The organism is Hoyosella sp. YIM 151337 (assembly GCF_026041215.1).
Lineage (GTDB): Bacteria > Actinomycetota > Actinomycetes > Mycobacteriales > Mycobacteriaceae > Hoyosella.
In genome coordinates, this window is sequence record NZ_JAPEIQ010000021.1 from 170,507 (window position 1) to 190,622 (window position 20,116).

The 20,116-nt window shown below is 62.8% G+C and carries 23 protein-coding genes; 14 read left to right on the forward strand and 9 right to left on the reverse strand.

From position 1 onward, the window contains the following. Positions 1–38: 38 nt before the first annotated feature. The gene (locus ONR57_RS10320; RefSeq protein ID WP_265123234.1) at positions 39–1,622 is read left to right on the forward strand and encodes an alkaline phosphatase D family protein; all 1,584 of its coding nucleotides are present in this window, start codon (positions 39–41) and stop codon (positions 1,620–1,622) included. 3 nt (positions 1,623–1,625) lie between these two features. Here the strand turns inward: ONR57_RS10320 and ONR57_RS10325 are convergent, their stop codons facing one another. The 3 genes from ONR57_RS10325 to ONR57_RS10335 form a co-directional block, all read right to left on the reverse strand. Beyond that, positions 1,626–2,378 carry a MerR family transcriptional regulator gene (locus ONR57_RS10325; RefSeq protein WP_265123235.1) on the reverse strand — a complete coding sequence of 251 codons (753 nt, stop codon included), beginning with the start codon at positions 2,376–2,378 and terminating at the stop codon, positions 1,626–1,628. A 390-nt stretch (positions 2,379–2,768) separates the two neighbouring features. Further along, positions 2,769–3,428 (reverse strand): response regulator transcription factor, encoded by a 660-nt coding sequence (locus ONR57_RS10330; protein WP_265123237.1) that lies wholly within the window; start codon positions 3,426–3,428, stop codon positions 2,769–2,771. Beyond that, the gene (locus ONR57_RS10335) at positions 3,425–4,645 is read right to left on the reverse strand and encodes a sensor histidine kinase (protein ID WP_265123238.1); all 1,221 of its coding nucleotides are present in this window, start codon (positions 4,643–4,645) and stop codon (positions 3,425–3,427) included. The genes ONR57_RS10330 and ONR57_RS10335 overlap by 4 nt, the downstream gene beginning before the upstream one ends. A 100-nt stretch (positions 4,646–4,745) precedes the next feature. Between ONR57_RS10335 and ONR57_RS10340 the strand changes: the two genes are divergently transcribed. Continuing rightward, positions 4,746–5,705, forward strand: coding sequence for a hypothetical protein (locus tag ONR57_RS10340; protein WP_265123239.1), 960 nt, complete (start codon positions 4,746–4,748; stop codon positions 5,703–5,705). A gap of 23 nt (positions 5,706–5,728) precedes the next feature. Then, on the forward strand, positions 5,729–5,995 hold the full coding sequence (locus tag ONR57_RS10345; protein ID WP_265123240.1) for a hypothetical protein: 267 nt from the start codon (positions 5,729–5,731) through the stop codon (positions 5,993–5,995). Between the two features lie 113 nt (positions 5,996–6,108). Here ONR57_RS10345 and ONR57_RS10350 read toward each other — a convergent pair whose 3' ends face one another. Then, the gene (locus tag ONR57_RS10350) at positions 6,109–6,813 is read right to left on the reverse strand and encodes a GAF and ANTAR domain-containing protein (RefSeq protein ID WP_265123241.1); all 705 of its coding nucleotides are present in this window, start codon (positions 6,811–6,813) and stop codon (positions 6,109–6,111) included. 240 nt (positions 6,814–7,053) lie between these two features. On the opposite strand from ONR57_RS10350, the gene ONR57_RS10355 reads away from it, so the two are divergent. Genes ONR57_RS10355 through ONR57_RS10375 form a run of 5 tightly spaced genes read left to right on the forward strand, consistent with a single transcriptional unit; the run spans position 7,054 to position 11,952 of the window. Continuing rightward, complete coding sequence (locus ONR57_RS10355) at positions 7,054–7,974, forward strand: metal-dependent hydrolase (protein WP_265123242.1); 921 nt, start codon at positions 7,054–7,056, stop codon at positions 7,972–7,974. Next, positions 7,971–9,059, forward strand: a complete 1,089-nt coding sequence (locus tag ONR57_RS10360; protein ID WP_265123243.1) for a PDR/VanB family oxidoreductase — start codon at positions 7,971–7,973, stop codon at positions 9,057–9,059. The genes ONR57_RS10355 and ONR57_RS10360 overlap by 4 nt, the downstream gene beginning before the upstream one ends. 43 nt (positions 9,060–9,102) lie before the next feature. Next, the gene (locus tag ONR57_RS10365; protein WP_265123245.1) at positions 9,103–10,107 is read left to right on the forward strand and encodes a PHP domain-containing protein; all 1,005 of its coding nucleotides are present in this window, start codon (positions 9,103–9,105) and stop codon (positions 10,105–10,107) included. A 37-nt stretch (positions 10,108–10,144) separates the two neighbouring features. Further along, the gene (locus ONR57_RS10370) at positions 10,145–11,482 is read left to right on the forward strand and encodes an amylo-alpha-1,6-glucosidase (RefSeq protein ID WP_265123246.1); all 1,338 of its coding nucleotides are present in this window, start codon (positions 10,145–10,147) and stop codon (positions 11,480–11,482) included. 29 nt (positions 11,483–11,511) lie between these two features. Then, on the forward strand, positions 11,512–11,952 hold the full coding sequence (locus ONR57_RS10375) for a hypothetical protein (protein ID WP_265123247.1): 441 nt from the start codon (positions 11,512–11,514) through the stop codon (positions 11,950–11,952). Here the strand turns inward: ONR57_RS10375 and ONR57_RS10380 are convergent. From ONR57_RS10380 to ONR57_RS10390, 3 genes are all read right to left on the reverse strand, one after another. Further along, positions 11,931–12,362: a CBS domain-containing protein gene (locus ONR57_RS10380; RefSeq protein ID WP_265123249.1), complete on the reverse strand. Its 432-nt coding sequence runs from the start codon at positions 12,360–12,362 to the stop codon at positions 11,931–11,933. The genes ONR57_RS10375 and ONR57_RS10380 overlap by 22 nt on opposite strands. A 92-nt stretch (positions 12,363–12,454) precedes the next feature. Beyond that, the gene (locus ONR57_RS10385; RefSeq protein WP_265123250.1) at positions 12,455–13,537 is read right to left on the reverse strand and encodes an NAD(P)-dependent alcohol dehydrogenase; all 1,083 of its coding nucleotides are present in this window, start codon (positions 13,535–13,537) and stop codon (positions 12,455–12,457) included. After that, positions 13,534–14,004 (reverse strand): DUF4334 domain-containing protein, encoded by a 471-nt coding sequence (locus ONR57_RS10390; protein ID WP_265123251.1) that lies wholly within the window; start codon positions 14,002–14,004, stop codon positions 13,534–13,536. The genes ONR57_RS10385 and ONR57_RS10390 overlap by 4 nt, the downstream gene beginning before the upstream one ends. Positions 14,005–14,091: 87 nt before the next feature. On the opposite strand from ONR57_RS10390, the gene ONR57_RS10395 reads away from it, so the two are divergent. Further along, on the forward strand, positions 14,092–14,694 hold the full coding sequence (locus ONR57_RS10395; RefSeq protein ID WP_265123252.1) for a TetR family transcriptional regulator: 603 nt from the start codon (positions 14,092–14,094) through the stop codon (positions 14,692–14,694). Here the strand turns inward: ONR57_RS10395 and ONR57_RS10400 are convergent. Both ONR57_RS10400 and ONR57_RS10405 read right to left on the reverse strand, forming a co-directional pair. Next, positions 14,677–15,816 carry an aldehyde dehydrogenase gene (locus tag ONR57_RS10400; protein ID WP_265123254.1) on the reverse strand — a complete coding sequence of 380 codons (1,140 nt, stop codon included), beginning with the start codon at positions 15,814–15,816 and terminating at the stop codon, positions 14,677–14,679. The genes ONR57_RS10395 and ONR57_RS10400 overlap by 18 nt on opposite strands. Next, positions 15,740–16,036 (reverse strand): aldehyde dehydrogenase family protein, encoded by a 297-nt coding sequence (locus ONR57_RS10405; protein WP_265123255.1) that lies wholly within the window; start codon positions 16,034–16,036, stop codon positions 15,740–15,742. Before ONR57_RS10405 ends, ONR57_RS10400 begins: the two co-directional genes overlap by 77 nt. Before the next feature lie 322 nt (positions 16,037–16,358). Here ONR57_RS10405 and ONR57_RS10410 point away from each other — a divergent pair, with 322 nt between their 5' ends. The 5 genes from ONR57_RS10410 to nuoE are packed head-to-tail and all read left to right on the forward strand — an operon-like array spanning position 16,359 to position 20,116. Next, positions 16,359–16,718, forward strand: coding sequence for an NADH-quinone oxidoreductase subunit A (locus ONR57_RS10410; RefSeq protein WP_265123256.1), 360 nt, complete (start codon positions 16,359–16,361; stop codon positions 16,716–16,718). A gap of 14 nt (positions 16,719–16,732) precedes the next feature. Beyond that, a complete protein-coding gene (locus tag ONR57_RS10415; protein WP_265123257.1) occupies positions 16,733–17,287 on the forward strand; it encodes an NADH-quinone oxidoreductase subunit B family protein in 555 nt (184 codons plus the stop codon). After that, a complete protein-coding gene (locus tag ONR57_RS10420; protein WP_265123259.1) occupies positions 17,284–18,036 on the forward strand; it encodes an NADH-quinone oxidoreductase subunit C in 753 nt (250 codons plus the stop codon). The genes ONR57_RS10415 and ONR57_RS10420 overlap by 4 nt, the downstream gene beginning before the upstream one ends. Further along, positions 18,036–19,343 (forward strand): NADH dehydrogenase (quinone) subunit D, encoded by a 1,308-nt coding sequence (nuoD, locus tag ONR57_RS10425; RefSeq protein ID WP_265123261.1) that lies wholly within the window; start codon positions 18,036–18,038, stop codon positions 19,341–19,343. The genes ONR57_RS10420 and nuoD overlap by 1 nt, the downstream gene beginning before the upstream one ends. Beyond that, positions 19,340–20,116, forward strand: coding sequence for an NADH-quinone oxidoreductase subunit NuoE (gene nuoE / locus ONR57_RS10430; RefSeq protein WP_265123263.1), 777 nt, complete (start codon positions 19,340–19,342; stop codon positions 20,114–20,116). Before nuoD ends, nuoE begins: the two co-directional genes overlap by 4 nt.

Sequence of the window (20,116 nt, forward strand, 5' to 3'; positions counted from 1 at the left end):
CAGCGACAGTATGGGTCCAGACGGATCGAGCGTGTCGGGTGACAGTTCGGTGTGACGCGATAGTCGCGGAAGAGTCCACCTGGGCTGTCCACGGCAGACACTTCGCGCTGCTCGTGCTCACCGGACTCGCCTCAGACAGTGAACTCCCCTACACGGTCGAGTTGAATGCCGAGCAGGCATGGCCGCCAGGGACGGAAGCAGGCCATGCGGTGTGGCCGCGTAACGTGATTCGGACGCAGCCCAGCAAAGAGCTCCCGACTCGCCGCACGCGAATCGCATTCGGCTCCTGCTACCGTGCTGGCGACCTTTCTCCTGGGGTATCTAGAGAACTGGGCGCGGACTCACTCGTCGCTCTCTCGCGTTTCATGACGAGCATCGATCGTTCAGAGTGGCCGGACGTCCTCTGCCTCCTCGGTGACCAGGTGTACGCCGACAACGGCCCAGAGTCGCTGGCCGCGCATCTCTCACGCGAAGACGACGGGCAGCTGCACGCGGTGGATTTCGGTCAATACGCTGTCCTCTACGAAGCAGCGTGGGCACAGCCGGATGTGCGGTGGCTGCTCTCAACCGTCCCCACCTGCATGATCCTCGATGACCACGACCTGCGTGATGATTGGAACACCTCGCTCGCGTGGCGCCGCGAGGCGGCTGGCAACCCCAACTGGAAGCGCATCGTCGAAGGCGCGCTCTCCTCGTACTTCGTCTACCAGCACCTCGGCAACTTATCGCCAGCGCAGCTTGCTGAGGACGCGGTCTTCGACGTGTTGCGCAATGCTCATGACGACACAGGGCGGGAGGATTATCTGAGAGAGTTTGCGCTGGACGCCGACCAGCAGCCAGAGCAGGCACGATGGAGTTTTGTGCGAGATTTCGGTCGAGCACGCCTCGTGATGGTCGATACCAGGTGTTCAAGAGTTCTCGCTGAAACCGGCCGTCGGCTTCTCGATAATCACGAGTGGCGGTGGGTGCGTGAGCAGGTACTTGAATCAGACGCTCCGCACATTCTGATCGGCACGTCCCTTCCGGTACTCATGCTTCCCGGTATCCACCAGCTCGAAGGCTGGAATGAGGCGGTATGCGCGGGCAGCTGGGGACGACGATGGGCACATGCCGGTGAGCGAATACGTCGCGCCCTCGACCTAGAGCACTGGGGTGCGTTCCGTGCGTCGTTTCTCGACATGGTGACGCTCATCCGCGACGTCGCCGCCAAACCGAAGCCGCCCCACACGGTCACCTGGCTCTCGGGAGATGTCCACAGTTCCTACATCGCCTCCGGGACCCTCGACGAACTGGCGCACTCGCGCATGGCGATTACCCAGCTGACGATGTCGCCGTTTCGGAATCCCCTGCCGAAGGCCGTGCGCCAAGCGAAGAAATTGCTAGGCGCACGAACCGTCGCATCAGCATTCAGGTGGCTCGCGCACCGCGCGAAGGTCGACGACACGGGTCTCGATTGGACCATCCCGCACGGTCCGTGGTTCCGCAATGGGGTGATGACACTTGATCTCACGGACTCGTCCGCGGTGGCACACGTTGACCATGCGATCATCGCCGATGACGGCTGCCACCGGTTGCACCGCACAGCAACCGTCACGCTAGGGCACGATCACTGCACCGGTTAGCCGTCAGAGATTCCGCTCAGCCCAGGTCACAAGCGCATCGCGGACGAAGACCGCACCACCGTCACCCGCGGATGCCTCATAGTTCGCGGCGAAGCGCGGATCGTCAACATACATCTGCGCAAGTCCCGTCAGATGTTCTTTGACGGGCGCTTTGCCCTGGTATGCAGCCGTGAGCCACTTGTAATGACGTTCGGCGACTCGTTGCGCCTCGTCGCCGTCCGGGCTGTACCCGGCCGCATAGGCGCGCTGCCACTCGTCGTTGAGCGACTTCACCTCGGTCATGAAAGCGGCCTTGTCATCGGAGCTAAGCCCGCGCCACCAGCGGTCACCGTCGGCATAGGCTTGTTTGCCCCACCGCTGCTCCACTTCCTCCTTGTATTGCGTGTGATCGAATCCGTCCAGCATGTGCTCGGCCATCGGTGTTTCCCCTCGTTCCTTCGTTTCAATGGTGTGCTGCACCGCACGGATCTGCCGGCCAAGACGTTCCTTTTCCGACTCAAGCCAGACGAGGTGGCCACGCAAAGCTGTGACGTCGTCCTTCTCCCCGTCGAGCACATCGCCGATAGTCGGCAGCGTGAGCCCAAGATCGCGAAGCATAAGGATGCGCTGGAGCCGGGTGAGCGAGTCCGCGTCGTAGTAACGCAGCCCGCCCGCCCCCGTGCGGGTTGGTGCGAGAAGCCCAATGTGGTCATAGTGACGCAGCGTTCGCGTCGTTACTCCCGCAAGCCGGGCTACCTCTTGGATTGGCCAGTCCATGCGAGAACCGTACGCATTGACGTTGCGTCAACCGCAAGTGGTAAACGAGAGGCGCCACAAGTGCGCACAGAAATGCGCCATGGCAGCGGGAAATCTGCGCTTATTTGCGCAGATGTGGAGAGAGCTGATACAGACTCCTGCTTGTCGGCTGGCTAACCGCGGGACCGTATCCCGTGTACCTCATCACAAAACTCGCGCTCGGGGCCAGTCGCTGATCAGCGAGCCGGCTCACAGCTTCTATGCGCACCATGGTTTGATTCCGGTGCGAAACCACCCGATCGCACAGCTGGCGCGCATGTCTACCTCAGCCAGGGTGCCAGCGCACCTCGCATACCACGCGGGCACCCCGGTCAGGATGACGTCCTAATCGATCCATAACCGCAGCAGCCGTCACTGTCCGGGCGCGCCCACTGCAATGAGTCCTGACTCATACGCATAGATCACCGCCTGTGTGCGATCACGCGCGCCGAGTTTCGCGAGTATCGATCCCACATGCGTCTTCACGGTCTCAGTCGAGAGAAAGAGTTCCGCGCCGATTTCCGCGTTGGTCAGGCCGCGAGCGAGCGCCTTGAGCACTTCCGTTTCGCGAGCCGTCAGTTTTGCGTGCTGCGACGTAGATCCGCGGGGTGGTGACTGCTGGCGAACGAGTCGCCGCAATGCTTCGGGGAAGAGAAGCGCATCGGTCGTCGCGAGCATCCGGATCGCAGTGAGCAGGAGCTCCGGCTCGGCCCGTTTCAGCAGGAACCCAGCTGCACCGGCATGCAGCGCCTCATAGACGTACGAGTCGTTCTCGAACGTCGTAAGCACAAGGACCCTAGGCGTGCCAGTTTGCCCGCGGCCCGAGATTCGCCGTGTCGCTTCGATCCCGTCGATGTTGGGCATCCGGACGTCCATCAGCACAACATCTGGTGACGTATCCCGGACGAGGGCTGGCACGTCGACGCCGTCACCCGCCTCGCCGGCCACGTGAAGCCCTGGCTCGGTGCCGATGATTGCCGCAAGTGCGGTACGCACCAATGGGTCATCGTCGACGATCGCAACTCTGATCATGCTGGCCTCCGTGCCACAGGCAGCAGTGCGCGCAGCACCCATTCGCCGGAGTGTTCGCCAGCGTCCAGCTCGCCACCCAAAAGCAGGAGCCGCTCTCGAATACCGTTGAGCCCGTGCCCGTCACGCGCCACCGGATCGCGTGCACGAATTGTGTTTCGCACGGTGACGGTGAGCTCTTCCGGCGTCGCCACGAGCCTAACCCGGACTGTACCCGCGCCGTAACGGGCAGCGTTTGTCACGCCCTCCTGCACAATCCGATACGCCTCGGCCGAGACGCGCGGCGGCAGGGATCTGGCGTCTCCTTCTTCAGTCACTTCGACGGGGACAGGCGCGTTGCCAGCCAGACTGTGCACATCGGCAAGGGTACGTGTCTGCCCTGCGTCCGCGGGTGCGTCACGGAGCAGACCGAGCATGCGATCGAGCTCGCCGAGCGCTGCGCGCCCTGTGTACTCGATCGCGGCCAGGGAGTCGCGCACCGCCGCGTCCGCTCCACCCCGCGTATCGGCGATTCGCCCGGCCGCCGTGGCTTGCATCAACATGGCAGTCAGCGCGTGGCCGACAGAATCATGGAGCTCGCGCGCTAACTCATTCCGTGCCGCGAGCTCAAGCTCCCGTGACTGCGCAAGCGCCAGCCGATCAGCAGGTGTCGGCCCCAAGAAGGCCGGCGCGGCGCGCCGCAATACTGCCCCAGTTCCCACCAAGAACGCGATTGTCGCCGCCCCGACAAACACCCCGACTGGCACTGCCCACGCTGCGGACCAGCCGCCGCCCGCCTCGATGACCGCATCTTGTGCGGTGCCGTAACGCAGGCGGGCGCCGTCAAGGAACGGGAACGCGAAGAGACCCGCCGCCATCGGCACACCGGTGATCAGCACAAGCGCCGCCATACTGCCGGCCACCGTGTTCAGCACAAACCAGCCGAGTCCCCGCAGCCTCGAATCCCACGAACGAGGATGGCGAACGTCCGGCACCTCCGCCCCGAGCAAGAGCCGTGCGGCTGCCACTTCGAGCTGACGCACGGGTGGTGCTGTCAGCACCGCGACCGCCAGACCAGCGGTGACGACCGCCAGCAGAATGAGAAGCACGGCGTTGGTGCTGTCGGCCATCCGCATCGACGAAGCGAAGGCCCACCCCAGCGCAATAAAGGGCAAGGCCAGCGCAGCACCCAGGAACACGTGGATGGTGCTGGTGACGGTGCGGCCGCGCATACAGCTCATCTTGTCAGGGTGGCGCAGCCGCCGAAATCCCCCGTGCGAGGGAGGTGAACAATACGAGCGAGGGATCCCTGGCGGGCGTGACGCGACCAACGTTGATGACATGTCTGACTACACGAATCCGTCCCGTCTACGCTGGGCGCTGTCCCTCACAGCTCTCGCGGCAACTGTCCCTTATCTTGCGCTGAAAGGCCACTGGATCTTCGGAGGAAGAACCGGTCTGACCGACCCTGACTTCGGCACCAGCCCGGTGATGGCCGGTTTCAACGCGGCCACCGCAGCTATGGAAGCTGCGGCGATCGTGCTGGCCCTGGCGTTTGTCATGCCGTGGGGGCGGCGCGTGCCTGCGCTCGTGATCGTGGCACCGATGTGGGTTGCGACCGGCCTTCTTGGACAGATTCTGCTCACACTCCCGATCCAGCTGGCACTAATGACCCTCGCCGGGTCACCGCTGTCCGACCCCGGCCCGGGCCCAATCGAGGCGTGGGTGTTCACGATGGTCTACGGAGGTTTTGCGGTGCTCGGGGTGTGCCTGATCTCCGGGTTCATCATGTACGCGCGGAGCCGCTGGTCCGATGCACAGCGGTGGCAGGCGCAGCTCAGCACTGTCGGCCGTCCGCACTTCGCAGCCGCGGCGGCGTTGCTTCTGTTAGCCGCCCTCATCGTCGCCGCGAGCACGGACCTGCTTAACGCAACTGCTGCGGCTGCTGCCCTACCCGCCGGGGAGATCACGATTTACGGGATCGGTGTGTGCTCAGTCTTGATGATCGCCACCGGGAAGCCGCGCAGCGTGCGTCGCTGGATGCCCATCTTCGGTGCGTTCCTCGCGTCCGGTGCGCTAACCGCCTGGGGCAGCTACCTGCTCATAGTGATGCTGATCCCGAATGACCTGATGGCCGAGGCTGACGTGACAACTGCAGCGCTCGCTATCGCCGCGGCCAAGGTCCTCAGCGGTGTCGTGTGTGCGATTGTGTTGTGGAGATTCACCGGCGCGGCCACACGTGCCGTAGCTCATACTGGCTGGAGCGCGCAATCACGTACCGCCGCTGCGACTAACAGTTGAGCTACAGGTGTGAGGAGTTCCAGTTGGCGCGATCCGCTCAGCGCAGTGATGCACAGTACAAGGCAGCGCGACGAGCGGTCGCCCGGAAGCACCACCCCGACCTGGGCGGGGATCCAGAGGCTTATTTGCAGGCCCTGGAGGAGCTTGCGCAGCAGTACCAACTGCGCGCTGGGAGCCACTCCACCAGCGAAAGTGCTGTGGTGGCCCGGATTGGAGTGTGGCGACAGGGGGCGCGAGCCCTGAAGCGCGCGATACGCAGACGGGCGCGCAGGCGATGGATCGAGATCTAAAAGAACTGTGATCTGGTTTCAGGCCCCGCCGGAGCGGGTATGCGAAATTACGCGCGGGGCCGATGGCTATCGTGCAGGCTCCGCTGGTTAAGCAGGAGCCAGCGGAGCTCAACTCAATCTTGTCCGAGTTCGCCGTGGCGGTTGACGATTGTCTGCGCGATCTCGATCAGCTTGACGTTCATGTGCTGGGAGGTCTCTTTCAGCACATTGAACGCTGCATCGGCGCTGCAGCCTTGCCGACTCATGAGGATGCCTTTCGCTTGCCCGATCACGTCACGGCTTTCGATTGCTTGCTTGAGATGGTGTTCCCGGAGCTGACGGTAGGTGACAGCGTCAGTGTGTGCGAGCGCAAGTGAGGCGTACGAGGACAGCACCAGAGCAGTGGTCATGTCCTCTTCGGAAATTCCAGCCCTCCGGGTGGAATAGACGTTCAGTGCGCCGGGCGGGTGCACGCTGCGGGGGCCCGGCTCAAGCGTTACAGAGAGCAGTGCAGCGATACCAAGCCGCGCAGCGGGTGGCCCGAAACGCGGCCAGCGCGCGTCTGCGCCTATTTCCGAGCTGTGGATGTATCCAGGGCCGTTTTCGCGGGCGCATTCGACGCACGGTCCTTCGCCAGTGGAGTACTGAACGTGATCGAGTTCGGCACAGACATCACTGGTTGCGACCGGGGTGTAGTACTTACCTTCGCTGTCACGCAATGTGACGCTGACGAAATCTGCGCCGTCAATAAGCAGCTTCGCGTTGGCAATGACATGCTCGGCTACGTCGGCCGCTGTGTCTGCCTGTTTGAGCAGCGCCTGGGTCAAGCTGCTGTACATCGCTTGAAGCTCCTCGAACCGCTCCACTCGCTGACCTCACTTCGCTGTTCGACGTTAGGGTTCCGCATTCCACCACGGCGCCTGGCGTGAACGGTTCGCTCCGAGTCTAGTCGTTTGGTGCTTCTGTGTGATCCCAGCAGCGCGAGCCCGGCAAAATGATTACCCGGCGTGCATTGTGACAATGACCGTTGTAATATTCTGTCGAGCATAGGCCCGACTCAACGAGGAGTACGCGTCGTCATGGCTACACCCGATGCAACGATGAAGTTGCTTACCAGTGACGTCCCTGTCAGCGACAATGTCGCGCTGCACGCCCGCAAGGTCAGCTTCGACTTGAGCGATCTGCCCCTGCACTACGTTCCGCACGACGCATTCGCGACACACGTGCTGAACGTCCTCAATCTTCTCCTTCCCGCAGGTGAAGAGTGGTTCGTCGAAACCTTCAAAGAGGCTCTGCCGCTGATTCAGGACGAGAAGCTTCGAGAAGACGTCATCGGCTTCATGGGCCAAGAAGCGATGCACGCACACGCGCACTCCGGGATCCGCCACCTCCTCCGCCGCAAGGGTATCGATACCGCGCCGTTCCTCGACCAGGCGCACTGGATTTTCGAGAGCGTACTCGGGGAGCGCCCGGTCAGCGGGCTGCGGCAGCGAAACTACCTGGTCGAGAAACTCGCCATCATCGCGGCGCTCGAACATGTTTTCGCGTTCCTTGGCGATTGGGTTCTTAACGCCGACGGTCTCGACCGGGCGGGTGTCCACCCCACGATTCTCGACCTGTTGCGATGGCACGGCGCCGAAGAGGTCGAGCACCGCATGGTGGCGCACGAAACCCTGCACTACTTCGACAGCAGCTACTTCCGACGCGCACGCGCCCAGCTCATCGCCGGCCCGGTCCTGATCTTCCTCTTCTGGCGGGGTACGCGATTTCTCATGAATGCTGACCCCGAGCTGGTGGCTATGCCCGAGAACGAGAAAAGAATTTTCTGGCGCAACTTCGTCAAGGCAACCAAGCGCGGTGTGCTGCCCTCGATGCCACACCTGATCACGCGCATGGCCCAGTACTTCGCACCGAAATACAGCCCCGGAAACGTGGGCGATACCGCACAGGCTGTTGCCTATCTCGCGTCGTCCCCCGCAGCGAAAGCGGCGGAACAATGAAACTGCTGCACCGCCCGCCGGGCGCGGTGCCGCGTGCCCTGTCGAGAGCGCGAACTGACCGTGTCCTCTCCGCGTTCGGATTTGCGGCCGAAACGCTGTGGCTGCGCCGCGTCACGGCATCCGATTACCGCGCGAAGCGGAAAGCTGCACCACTTGACCATGTGCTCCACCTTCAGCTCATCGGCCGTACCGTGGTCGCGCACGACGAAGACGTCGTCCAATTGACGTTCGCTGCCCCCGACGGCAGCCCCCTCCCCTTGTGGCAGCCTGGATGCCACCTCGACGTGCATCTGCCGTCCGGGCGCCGGCGTCAGTACTCGCTATGCGGCGACCCGCAAGATAACCACAACTACCGTATTGCTGTCCGGAAGATCCCGGACGGTGGTGGCGGTTCACTCGAGATGCATGCGCTGCCGCTCGGGGCCACCGTGGAGCTTCGCGGCCCGAAAAACGGGTTTCCGTTCGTCCCGCGTGATCGAATGCTCTTCGTCGCTGGCGGTATCGGGATCACCCCGATTCTGCCGATGGTGCGGGCAGCACAGCGGCTCGGCATCGACTGGCAGTTCGTGTACTGCGGACGGACGTTGCAAACGATCCCGTTCCTCGGCGAAATCGAGTCGTGGGACCAGGCCCGGGTGATGATTCGGCTCGACGAGGAGCACGGCACCCCATCAGCAGCCGGTCTTCTCGCTGTGGCTCCTGAGGCCGACGCCGTCTATGTGTGCGGGCCCCCGCCCATGATCGACATGCTGCGGGCCGCAACCGTGGACTCCACAGTGTCGTTCCACGCGGAACGTTTCAGCGCCCCGGCGGTTCGTAACGGCCGCCCATTCGAGGTGCAGCTCGCGAGTACGGGCGAGGTGCTGGCCGTACCAGCCGACGCTTCCGCACTCGCAGTGATCCGGCAGCGCCAGCCTGATGTCGCGTACTCATGTCAGCAGGGATTTTGCGGTTCCTGCAAGGTCCGCGTGTTAAGCGGCACTCCAGAGCACCTGGACACACGCCTCACCGACGACGAGCGCAGCGACTCGATGCTTATTTGTGTGTCACGCGCACAAACTGCCCGCCTCGTGCTGGACATTTAGAACTTCACCTCAATGCACCGGCCAAAGCTGGAACCATGGGGGCATGGACCCTGTCGACGCGCTGCGTGAGGTCGCGTTCTGGCTCGAACGGTCACGCGCTGAAACCCATCGAGTCCGGGCTTTTCGGCGCGCCGCGGACGTGGTCGCTGCCCTGCCAGAAGCAGAGCGCGAGAAGCGGCGCCGCGCCGATTCGTGGACCGGGCTTTCTGGTGTCGGGCCGAAAACCGCACAAGTAGTCAAAGAATCATTCGACGGCATTCCCGCCTATCTGCGCGACCTTCGCGACGCCGCAGAACCTATCGGGCTGGGTGGTCACGAGCTGCGTGCTGCCCTGAAAGGCGACCTGCATACCCATTCCAACTGGTCTGACGGCGGCAGCCCGATCGAGGAAATGATGCGTCGCGCAAAGTTGCTCGGGCACGAGTACTGCGCATTGACAGACCACTCCCCGCGCCTCACCATCGCAAACGGCCTCTCCGCGGAACGGCTGCGCACCCAGCTGACGATAGTTCGCGAACTCAACGAAACTCTGGCGCCGTTCCGGATTCTCACCGGCATTGAGGTCGACATCCTTGATGACGGCGCACTCGACCAGGATGAGGACTTGCTCGCCGAACTCGATATCGTGGTTGCGAGCGTGCATTCAAACTTACGAGCCGAGCGCGGCGCGATGACACGACGCATGGTGCGTGCGGTCCAGAATCCGAACGTCGATGTGCTGGGTCACTGCACTGGCCGCCTCGTTGAAGGGGGCCGTGGCACCCGCCCGGAATCGAAGTTTGACGCGGAGAAGGTGTTCACGGCGTGCCGGGAATATGGGACGGCAGTAGAGATCAACTCGCGGCCTGAGCGCCGGGACCCGCCGAGACGGCTTATTGATCTTGCCCTGGACATCGGGTGCTTGTTCAGCATAGACACCGACGCCCACGCGCCCGGGCAGCTCGACTGGCTGGGTTACGGATGTGAGCGTGCCGCCGAGCGAGGCGTCACGTCAGAACAGGTCATCAACACGTGGCCGCGAGAGAAACTGCTCGAATGGGCTCGTTGAATTCGCGCTAGCAGCCAGCACACCGCAGAATAGGTTAATGCCGGACCGCGGATTCACTCCTACGCAGCTCGCGGCGCGAGCCGCCTATCTGCTGCGCGGCAACGACCTGGGCACAATGACCAGCGCCGCCCCGCGCCTCTACCCGCACATGTGGAGCTGGGACGCCGCGTTCGTCGCGATTGGCCTCGCACCGCTCAGCGTGGAGCGCGCGGTGGTAGAACTCGACACGCTGCTCTCCGCGCAGTGGCGCAACGGGATGATCCCGCACATCGTCTTCGCCAATGGGGTCGATGGCTATTTCCCGGGCCCGGCGCGGTGGGCGTGCCGCGACTTAGCAGCACATGCACCACTGGGTATGCAGACGTCCGGAATCACCCAGCCGCCTGTCCACGCCATCGCGGTGCAGAAGATTCTCGACCACTCACGCCGGCACGGACGCACCACTCGCGCGATCGCCGAAGAGTTCCTCGACCGCCGCTGGCCTGATCTGATGCGGTGGCACCGCTGGCTTGCCAACGCCCGCGATACCGGCGGGAACGGCCGCATCACGCTCTTCCACGGCTGGGAATCCGGAATGGATAACTCGCCGCGCTGGGATTCCACGTACGCGCGAGTAGTGGCTGGGGTGGTACCTGCCTACACCCGGGAAGATCTTGTGCACGTGGCCGATGCATCACATCGTCCCAGCAACCGCGAATACGACCGCTACCTGTGGCTCCTGGAGGAAATGAAAGCGGCGCGATACGAGGATGCCGAACTCGCCCAATCAATGAGCTTCGCGGTCGAAGATGTGTTCGTCAGCGCGATTTTCGCCATGGCATGCGAGGTCCTCGCCATCATCGGTGAGGACCACTCAAAACCCCACTCTGATGTGCGCGAGTTGCACCATTGGGCGGAGCGGTTCCGCAAGGGCGTGGCACAAACCGCCGACGCCCGTAGCGGAGCCGCGCGCGATTATGACTTGCGCAACGATTCGTGGATTCAGACCGAAACCCTCGCGATGTTCGCGCCACTTATCTGCGGCGGTCTTGACCGCGAGACGGAACGCGCGCTTCTGCGGACATTCGAGGGGCCGAAGTTTTGCGGTCATCCCGATCTGCGTTATGCAGTTCCTCCGTCGACGTCTCCAGTTTCGCGTGACTTCCGTCCGCTGGAATACTGGCGCGGACCGGTGTGGCCAGTAATGACGTGGCTTTTCTCGTGGGCTTTCGGCCGCCGCGGATGGGCTGAGCGCGCATACCTGCTGCGGGCCGAAGGATTGCGCCAAGCCAGTGACGGCAGCTTCGCCGAGTACTACCAGCCGTTCACGGGGGCCCCGCTTGGCAGCATGCAGCAGTCCTGGACAGCCGCCGCTGTGCTCGACTGGCTGGGGTAATTTGTCAATCGCGTTGTAGCATCGGGGATGTGACCCGCGCCACCGCTGCACAAGACCCCTCGGCATCTGCGCTTGCGCTGCGCGTCCTCGTTTACAGCGATGACGCCAACACGCGGGAACAGGTTAAGGTGGCGCTCGGACGGCGTCCACACCCTGATCTTCCGCAACTCGAGTTCCTCGACGTCGCTACGGCGCCCGTCGTCATCAAGAATCTCGATGCGGGCGGCATAGACCTGATGATCCTTGACGGCGAGGCGGTTCCGTACGGTGGAATGGGCCTCGCAAAGCAGTTGAAAGACGAGATTGATCCCTGCCCACCAGTAGTTGTCATTACCGGACGCCGGGACGACAAGTGGCTCGCAAAATGGTCACGCGCCGAAGCGGCGGTCCCGCACCCGATCGATCCGGTGGAACTGACCGAGACGGTGACGCGACTACTGCGCGAGCGTCACCGACCTCCGGAGATGTAGCTTTCGAGCTGCTCACGGTCGTCTTCGAGTTCGTTGATTCGGCTCTTCACCACGTCACCGATGCTGACAATGCCGATCAGCTCACCCTCAAGCACAACAGGCATGTGCCGCACGCGGCGCTCCGTCATGATTTCCGCGAGGCTGTTGACGTGGTCGCTGGGTACGCAACTGACCACGTCGGTCGTCATGATCGCAGATACTGGTGCGTTCAGCACCGCCGCTCCGTTCTTGTGGAGCTTTCTGACGATGTCGCGCTCGGAGACAATCCCGATGACGCGCCCCTCCTCAACGACGACCATGGCGCCGACGTTGTGTTGCGCGAGGGCACCGATCAGCTCTGACACTGTCGTCTTCGGGTCCGCCGTCGCGACGTTCGACCCTTTGTTCCGAAGCAAGTCCGAGATCCGCATCTGAGTCACCTCTTGTTCTCGCCCGCTTTGCCTGCTATTCAGGCTAGCGACGTTCGAGGGTATCCGGGAACGGGACACGCAAAACAGTCCGTTTAAGTCCAGGTGAGCACCGGCTGGATGACCCGCCCGGCGCGCATGTCGGCAACAGCTTCGTTGATCGCAGTGAACGGATACTTCACGATTAGCTTGTCGATGGGGAACCGGCCCCGCCCATGTTCGCGGAGCAGTTGCGGAACGAATTCCTGCGGTAGTGCATCACCTTCCGTGCACCCTCGGAGCGTTTTGCCTGCGAGCATGACCTCGCTGACGTTGATCAATGCGTGCGTGTCACCAAGCCCGACGACCACCAACGTTCCACGTGAATCAAGAGCGGAAAGGGCGTCCGCTACGACACTGCTTTTCCCCGTGGTGTCGAGGGCACAACCGGCGCCACCAGCAGTTGCCTCATGGACGCGGCTTACGATGTGGGGGCCCGGCTCGAAGACCGCAGTCGCCCCGAGCTCACGCGCGAGTTGCCGTCGGGACGGCACGGGATCGACCGCGATGAGTGTCTTAGTACCGCGCATCCTGGCTGCCAACAGTGCAGACAACCCCACTGCCCCGGCACCGAAGATCACGAGTGAATCGTCCGGAGCAAGCTTCAACACGTTGAGCACCGCTCCAGCCCCGGTCTGGAAGCCGCACCCCAGGGGAGCTGCGATCGCCAGGTCAGGCACGTTTTTTGCGACAACCACGTTGTTCTGTGAGGTGATGACGTGCTGCGCGAAGCTGGACTGGCCAAAGAACGCGCCGTACAGCGGTGAGCCGTCGCGGGTGAGCGTTGGACTGCCGTCCGCCCGGAATCCAGATGCATTGATCTGCTGCATCTTCGAGCAGTATCCCGGCACTGCCGCGCGGCAGTGCCGACAAGAGCCGCAGTAGCCGAAGCTCAAGAGAACCCGATCTCCCGGACGGACGTGGGACACCTTGGCGCCAGTGCGTTCAACAATTCCCGCACCCTCATGTCCATACACCGCGGGCGCGGGAACTTTCGCTTTGAACGTGAGATCCGTATGACAGATCCCGGCTGCAACAATCCGGACTAGCAATTCGTCCGGCCGGATCTCATCGAGTTCGACCGGCGTAAGGGTGAACGGCGCGTCAGGTGCCGTCGACAGTGCCGCGAGCGTCTTCATCCGACGCGGGAGAGGGCGAAGTAGAAGTGCTGGCCGCCGGGAGTCACGTTCTTCCCGTTCATGATTCCGAAAAGCGTGTGCTCATCAATCCGTTTGAAATGGTCGAATACGGGCATCGAGTCATAAACCATCGTGGCGGTCACCTCGCCGCGGAATTCGACATTCCACAAGCTGGCCTCGCCCTTCATCGTGGTCGTGTTGGAGTAGAGCGTCCCGTCCTCGCGGCGGCAGATGAGTGGCTTGGCGTCGAGCAGCGAGAGAAACGACTTTCCGTACCAGCGGATCTTGTTGAGCTGCCCGCACAGTGGGTGACCGGTCGCGAACTCGCTGCCTTTCCATTCACCCAGGATTTCCTCCGCGCGCACTCTCGGCAGCGCAGTCCAGATGGTGTCCAGCTCGGCCGGATCGACGGCGCCCTTTAGGCGGAGCAACTCGTCAAAGCGGCCCCGGGCTGCGGCCACATTCATCGCATACTCCCTTCCCGAACCTTTTGGTTCGGATTCGGGTGCAACGCTACGCCGAACCAAACGGTTCGGCAAGAGTAGAGTGACCGTGTGCGAGCAGCAGGAGAAGCGACCCGAGAACGGATACTTGCCGCCGCGGTCGGTGAATTCGCCGAATACGGCTTCGCGGGTGCACGAATCAATCGCATCGCTGCCCAAGCGCGAGCTAGCAAGGATCGGCTTTACGCCTACTTCGAAAGCAAAGATGATCTCTACGCTGCTGTCACCGCACGCTGGGTCGCGGAAACCGTCGGCGAAGCCGCACTCAGCGCTGCAGACTTGCCCGGATACGCCGGACGGCTATTCGACAGCTTCCTCACCCACCCGCGCAACCTGCAACTGCAAATGTGGATCGAGCTTGAGTCACCAGATGTCCTGCACCGCCCCGGTCACTATCGAGACGCGTGGGAAAACAAGCTCACCGAAATCCGGCGCGGACAGGCAGAAGGCGTGATCGACCCCTCTTGGCACGCATCCGACTTACTTCTCATCCTCACGGATGTCCCGCGGACGCTCGCCAGTGCAGTGCTGCTCGCGGAAAAACGAGCAGGCGAAAACCTGGCTGCGCTGCGTGCGTCCCGCCGCGCGGCAGCTGTGGAAGCCGCGCGGCGGCTGACCACCAACGCCGCCGCGCTCTCACAGACCCGGAGGTGACCAATGAACCACCTTCATCGCGGTCATCTCGTCGAGTAATTCCGGTCCGAATCCGTAACCGCTGCCGCTGGCTTTCCGCGGCTCGGATGCACCACCGGGCGCGCCGCCGAACACCGCGTTGATTTTCACTGTGCCCACGGGGAGCGTGTGCCACGCCTCCTGCGCATGCGCCATGTCCGCAGTCAGTACCGAGGCAGCAAGCCCATAGCGGTCGTCCGCGGCCTCAATAAGGGCGGTGGAAAAGTCCGGCACGGCGCGAACAGGCGCGACCGGACCGAACGTCTCCTCCCGGAACAGGAGCATCTGTGGCGCGCAGTCGGCGACTACCGTCGGCGGATAGAAGGTTCCGGGCCCGGGCTTGGGCTCACCGCCGGCGAGAATTCTCGCACCGCCCTCGACTGCATCCATGACGTGATGGTGCACGTGGTCACGCTGTCGCTCGTCCACCAGCGGACCAATCTTGAGGCCCCACTCGCCCGCTTCACGGGCCAGCGCATCAGTGAACTCACTGGCCACCGACTCCACCACATAGATCCGCTCCACCGAGACGCAGATCTGGCCCGCATTCGCGTACGCACCGAGAGCTGCCTGTCCCGCAGCCCACTCCGGATCTACATCGCCATCAACGATCAGCGCATCGTTGCCCCCGTTTTCTAGGAGCGCCTTCGCACCTCGACGCGCACACTCCGCTGCGATGGCGCGGCCGGTAACGCTGCTGCCCACGTGCGCCACTACATCAATCTGCGGCGCAGCTGCCAGCCGGGCACCAGTCAGGCCGTCACCATCCAGAATTTCGAGCGCGCCAGCGGGCAGGTTCTCCGCGAGCAACTGGGCAAAGCTGCGCCCGGTTCGGGGGCAGCGCTCACTCGGCTTGTGGACAACGGTATTTCCCGTGACCAATGCAGCACCTAGGAGACCAGCAGCCACGGCAATGGGGTCATTCCAGGGCGTGAGCACCGCAACGACGCCCCGCGGCTGGGGCACCATCACGTCGATCGCGGACCAGCCGCCCTGCAGACTGCGTCCGCGGTGCAGCGGCCCGAGTTCAGCGTATTGCCTGAGCGTGCCAATGCCGGCGTGAACGCCCCCCCAGCGAATCCTCCCGAGACTTGCCGGTCTCACACGCGTTGACTTCAGCTAGTTCGCCAGCGACGGCTTCTACCGCCGCCGCGGCCTGCCGGATGGATTCAGCACGCTCAGCAGCAGGGGTACGCGACCAGTGGGCGAATGCGGAATGCGCGCGATCAACCGCCGCATCACACGCATTCGCGTCGGCAGTGGCCACCTGTGTCACCACGTCACCGGTGCGGGGATCGAGGACAGTGAGCTCCGTAGTCGTCATTTCGTGCCTGTACCCGCCCACGTCCTTCTCAAATCTAACTGCGGAAGACAACCAGAACCGTCCCGTTTGTCTAGTTTTACTTGACCCGTGTAGATGGATTGCCGGAGGGAAGATAACTTGGCTCGCTAAAGATCACGCGAACCACGTCACACTCCCGGTAGGCTGAGAGCCAGCTCACACGAGTCCGCCGAAACACGTTCGGCTTCAAGGGATGGAGTGATCGCCAGCCCACCACACGCGGTCACCTGTCACCGGAGCGGCTGCACGACGAGACTGCCTACAGGCGGCTGATGAGGACAGCGAGGAGGGGGAGCTCAGACGCATGAACGTCTACGTGCCGATCCTTGTTCTTGGGGTGATCGCGGTCGTGTTCGCGGTGTTCTCCGTGTTCATCGCGTCAGCGGTTGGACCCCAGCGCTACAACCGCGCGAAACTCGACGCGTACGAATGCGGAATCGAACCCACCCCGCAGCCGTCGGGAGGCGGGCGCTTCCCAGTGAAGTATTACCTCACCGCGATGCTCTTCATCATTTTCGGCATCGAGATCGTGTTCCTGTATCCGTGGGCCATCCACTTCGATGCGCTTGGCCTCTTCGGGCTCGCCGCCATGGCGCTTTTCATATTCAACGTTTCGGTTGCGTACGCATACGAGTGGCGGCGCGGCGGACTCAGCTGGGATTAGCACGGGGGTCACTGATGGGTCTCGAAGAGAAGGTACCAAGCGGGTTTCTACTCACCACGGTCGAGCAACTCGCGGGATACATGCGCAAAGGTTCCCTGTGGCCCGCGACGTTCGGGCTCGCGTGCTGCGCGATCGAAATGATGGCGACAAGCGGGGGCCGTTTCGACATCTCACGTTTCGGCATGGAAGCGTTCCGCGCTTCACCACGCCAGGCAGACCTGATGATCGTTGCCGGGCGGGTCAGCCAGAAGATGGGCCCCGTGCTGCGGCAAATCTACGACCAGATGGTTGAGCCAAAGTGGGTTCTTTCCATGGGCGTCTGCGCGTCATCGGGCGGCATGTTCAACAATTACGCCGTGGTACAGGGCGTTGACCATGTCGTTCCTGTCGACATTTACCTTCCAGGGTGCCCGCCTCGTCCGGAAATGCTGCTTTACGCGATTCTCAAGCTCCACGACAAGATCCAGGAAATGCCCCTCGGCGTGAACCGGGAGGAAGCGGTGCGTGCGGCCGAGCAGGCAGCGCTCGCGGCCCGGCCCACCATCGAACTGAAGGGGTTGCTTCGTTGACCGACTCGAACGATAAGAGCGTCCAGCCGGAACATCCTGAAGAAGCGACCGCGGGCCCTGAAGGCACCCTTCCAGAGCAACAACCAAAATCTGAGGTCATCGACGTCCGCAAAGGCATGTTCGGAATTCGCGGCACGGGTGACACCTCCGGTTACGGCGGGCTGGTCCGGGAGGTGCGTTTGCCGGGCAGCACCCCGCGGCCCTACGGCGGCTACTTCGACGACGTCGCAGATGCGCTCGCGGCCGCACTCGATGCGACCGGCGTCAGTTTCAGTGACGCGATAGAAAGAGTTGTCGTTTTTCGAGGTGAACTCACTTTTCACGTCCAGCGGGAACACCTCGTCACGGTAGCGTCCTTGCTGCGTGACGAGCCGCTGCTGCGCTTTGAACTGTGTCTCGGCGTCAGCGGAGTGCACTATCCCGCGGACGTGGACCGGGAATTGCATGCTGTGTACCCGCTGATGTCGATCACCCGGAACCGCCGCATTCGGCTCGAAGCGGCAGCACCGGACAGCGATCCTCATATCCCGTCGCTCTACAGCGTCTACCCGACGAATGACTGGCATGAGCGCGAAACCTATGACTTCTTCGGCATCATTTTCGACGGCCATCCATCGCTGACCCGCATCGAGATGCCTGATGACTGGGAGGGCCACCCCCAGCGCAAGGACTACCCACTTGGGGGCGTACCTGTCGAGTACAAAGGCGCTGTCGTACCGCCGCCCGACGAGCGGAGAGGCTACAACTGATGAGCGATCACACCACTGACAAAGAATCGGTGTACACGGTTTCGGGTCAGGACTGGGAGAGCATCACCGAGGCCCTGAAGGAAGCCGAAGACGAGCGGATCGTCGTCAACATGGGTCCGCAGCATCCGTCCACGCACGGCGTGCTCCGGCTGATTCTCGAAATCGAAGGCGAAACCGTCACCGAAGCCCGGTGCGGGATCGGCTACCTGCATACCGGCATCGAGAAAAACCTGGAGTTCAGATACTGGACGCAGGGCGTAACTTTCGTTACCCGCATGGACTACCTCGCACCGTTCTTCAACGAGACGGCATACTGCCTCGGGGTCGAGAAACTGCTGGACATCACCGATGACATCCCTGAGCGGGCGACTGTCATACGGGTGATGCTGATGGAACTCAACCGCATCTCGTCCCACCTTGTCGCGCTCGGGACGGGTGCACTGGAACTCGGTGCCAGCACCCCAATGTTGTTCGGATTCCGGGAGCGCGAGATGGTTCTCGATGTATTCGAAGCGATCACCGGACTCCGCATGAACCACGGATACATCCGGCCGGGCGGTCTCGTTCAGGACCTCCCGGAGGAGGGCATCAAGAAAGCGCAAGAGTTGCTGAAATTGATGCCCAAGCGCCTGCGCGACCTGGAGTTGCTGCTCAACGAAAACCCCATCTGGAAGGCACGCACCAAAGGTATTGGTTACCTCGACCTCACGGGCTGCATCGCCCTCGGCATCACCGGACCCGTTTTGCGATCGACCGGGCTGCCGCACGACCTTCGCAAAGCGCAGCCGTACTGCGGTTACGAAAATTACGAGTTCGACGTGATCACCGATACCGGCTGCGACTGCTACGGCCGCTACCTCATTCGTGTCCGCGAAATGATGGAATCTCTCAAGATTGTCGAGCAGTGCCTGGATCGGCTGAAACCGGGTCCTGTGATGGTAGCGGACAAGAAGATCGCGTGGCCGGCGCAGCTCGCGCTCGGTCCCGACGGCCTTGGAAACTCACTCGAGCACATCCGCAAGATCATGGGCACCTCGATGGAAGCGCTGATCCATCATTTCAAGCTCGTCACCGAAGGATTCCGCGTACCGGCCGGGCAGGTCTACATCCCGGTCGAATCACCGCGCGGCGAACTCGGCGTCCACATGGTCAGTGACGGCGGCACCCGGCCGTACCGCGTGCACTACCGTGACCCGTCGTTCGCGAACTTGCAGGCGGTTGCCGCCATGTGTGAAGGCGGCATGGTCGCTGACGTGATCGCCGCGGTCGCAAGCATCGACCCTGTGATGGGGGGAGTGGACCGATGACAACACCTGAGCCCGTCTTCCTTCAGCTCGGCCCCAAACCAGACGAGAAGGGCCTCATCGTCCGCGAAGGTGTGCGCACCACGTACCCAGACGAGGTGCGCGAACGGTTGACGCAAGATGCGGACCACATCATCGCCCGCTACCCCCAAGCCCGGTCAGCACTGCTCCCGCTGCTGCACCTCGTGCAAGCCGAAGACGGCTGCATCACCCCCGCTGGCGTTGACTTCTGCGCGGACCAGTTGCAGCTCACCGGTGCGGAAGTCACCGCTGTCGCAACGTTCTATTCGATGTACCGGCGTACCCCCACAGGCGACTATCACGTCGGCGTGTGCACCAACACGTTGTGCGCGGTGATGGGCGGTGACGCGATCTTCGCTGAGCTGAAGAAGCACCTCGGCATCGGAAATGGCGAAACCACAGCGGACGGCACAGTCACGCTCGAACACATCGAATGCAACGCAGCGTGCGATTTTGCGCCAGTGGTCATGGTGAACTGGGAGTTCTTCGACAATCAGACCCCGGAATCCGCTACCCGGATTGTTGACGACTTGCGCGCCGGAAAACAAGTGACTCCCACCCGTGGCGCACCGTTGTGCACATTTAGGGAGACGGCGCGCATCCTCGCGGGATTCCCGGATGAACGCCCTGGCGCGATCGCCACTGAACCCGGAGATGCAACGCTGGCCGGCCTCCGCATCGCACAGGAGCGCGGCATGCACGCGCCACCCGCACCCACGGCGGCAGCGGAGCCCACCAGCGAAAAGGAGGCATGA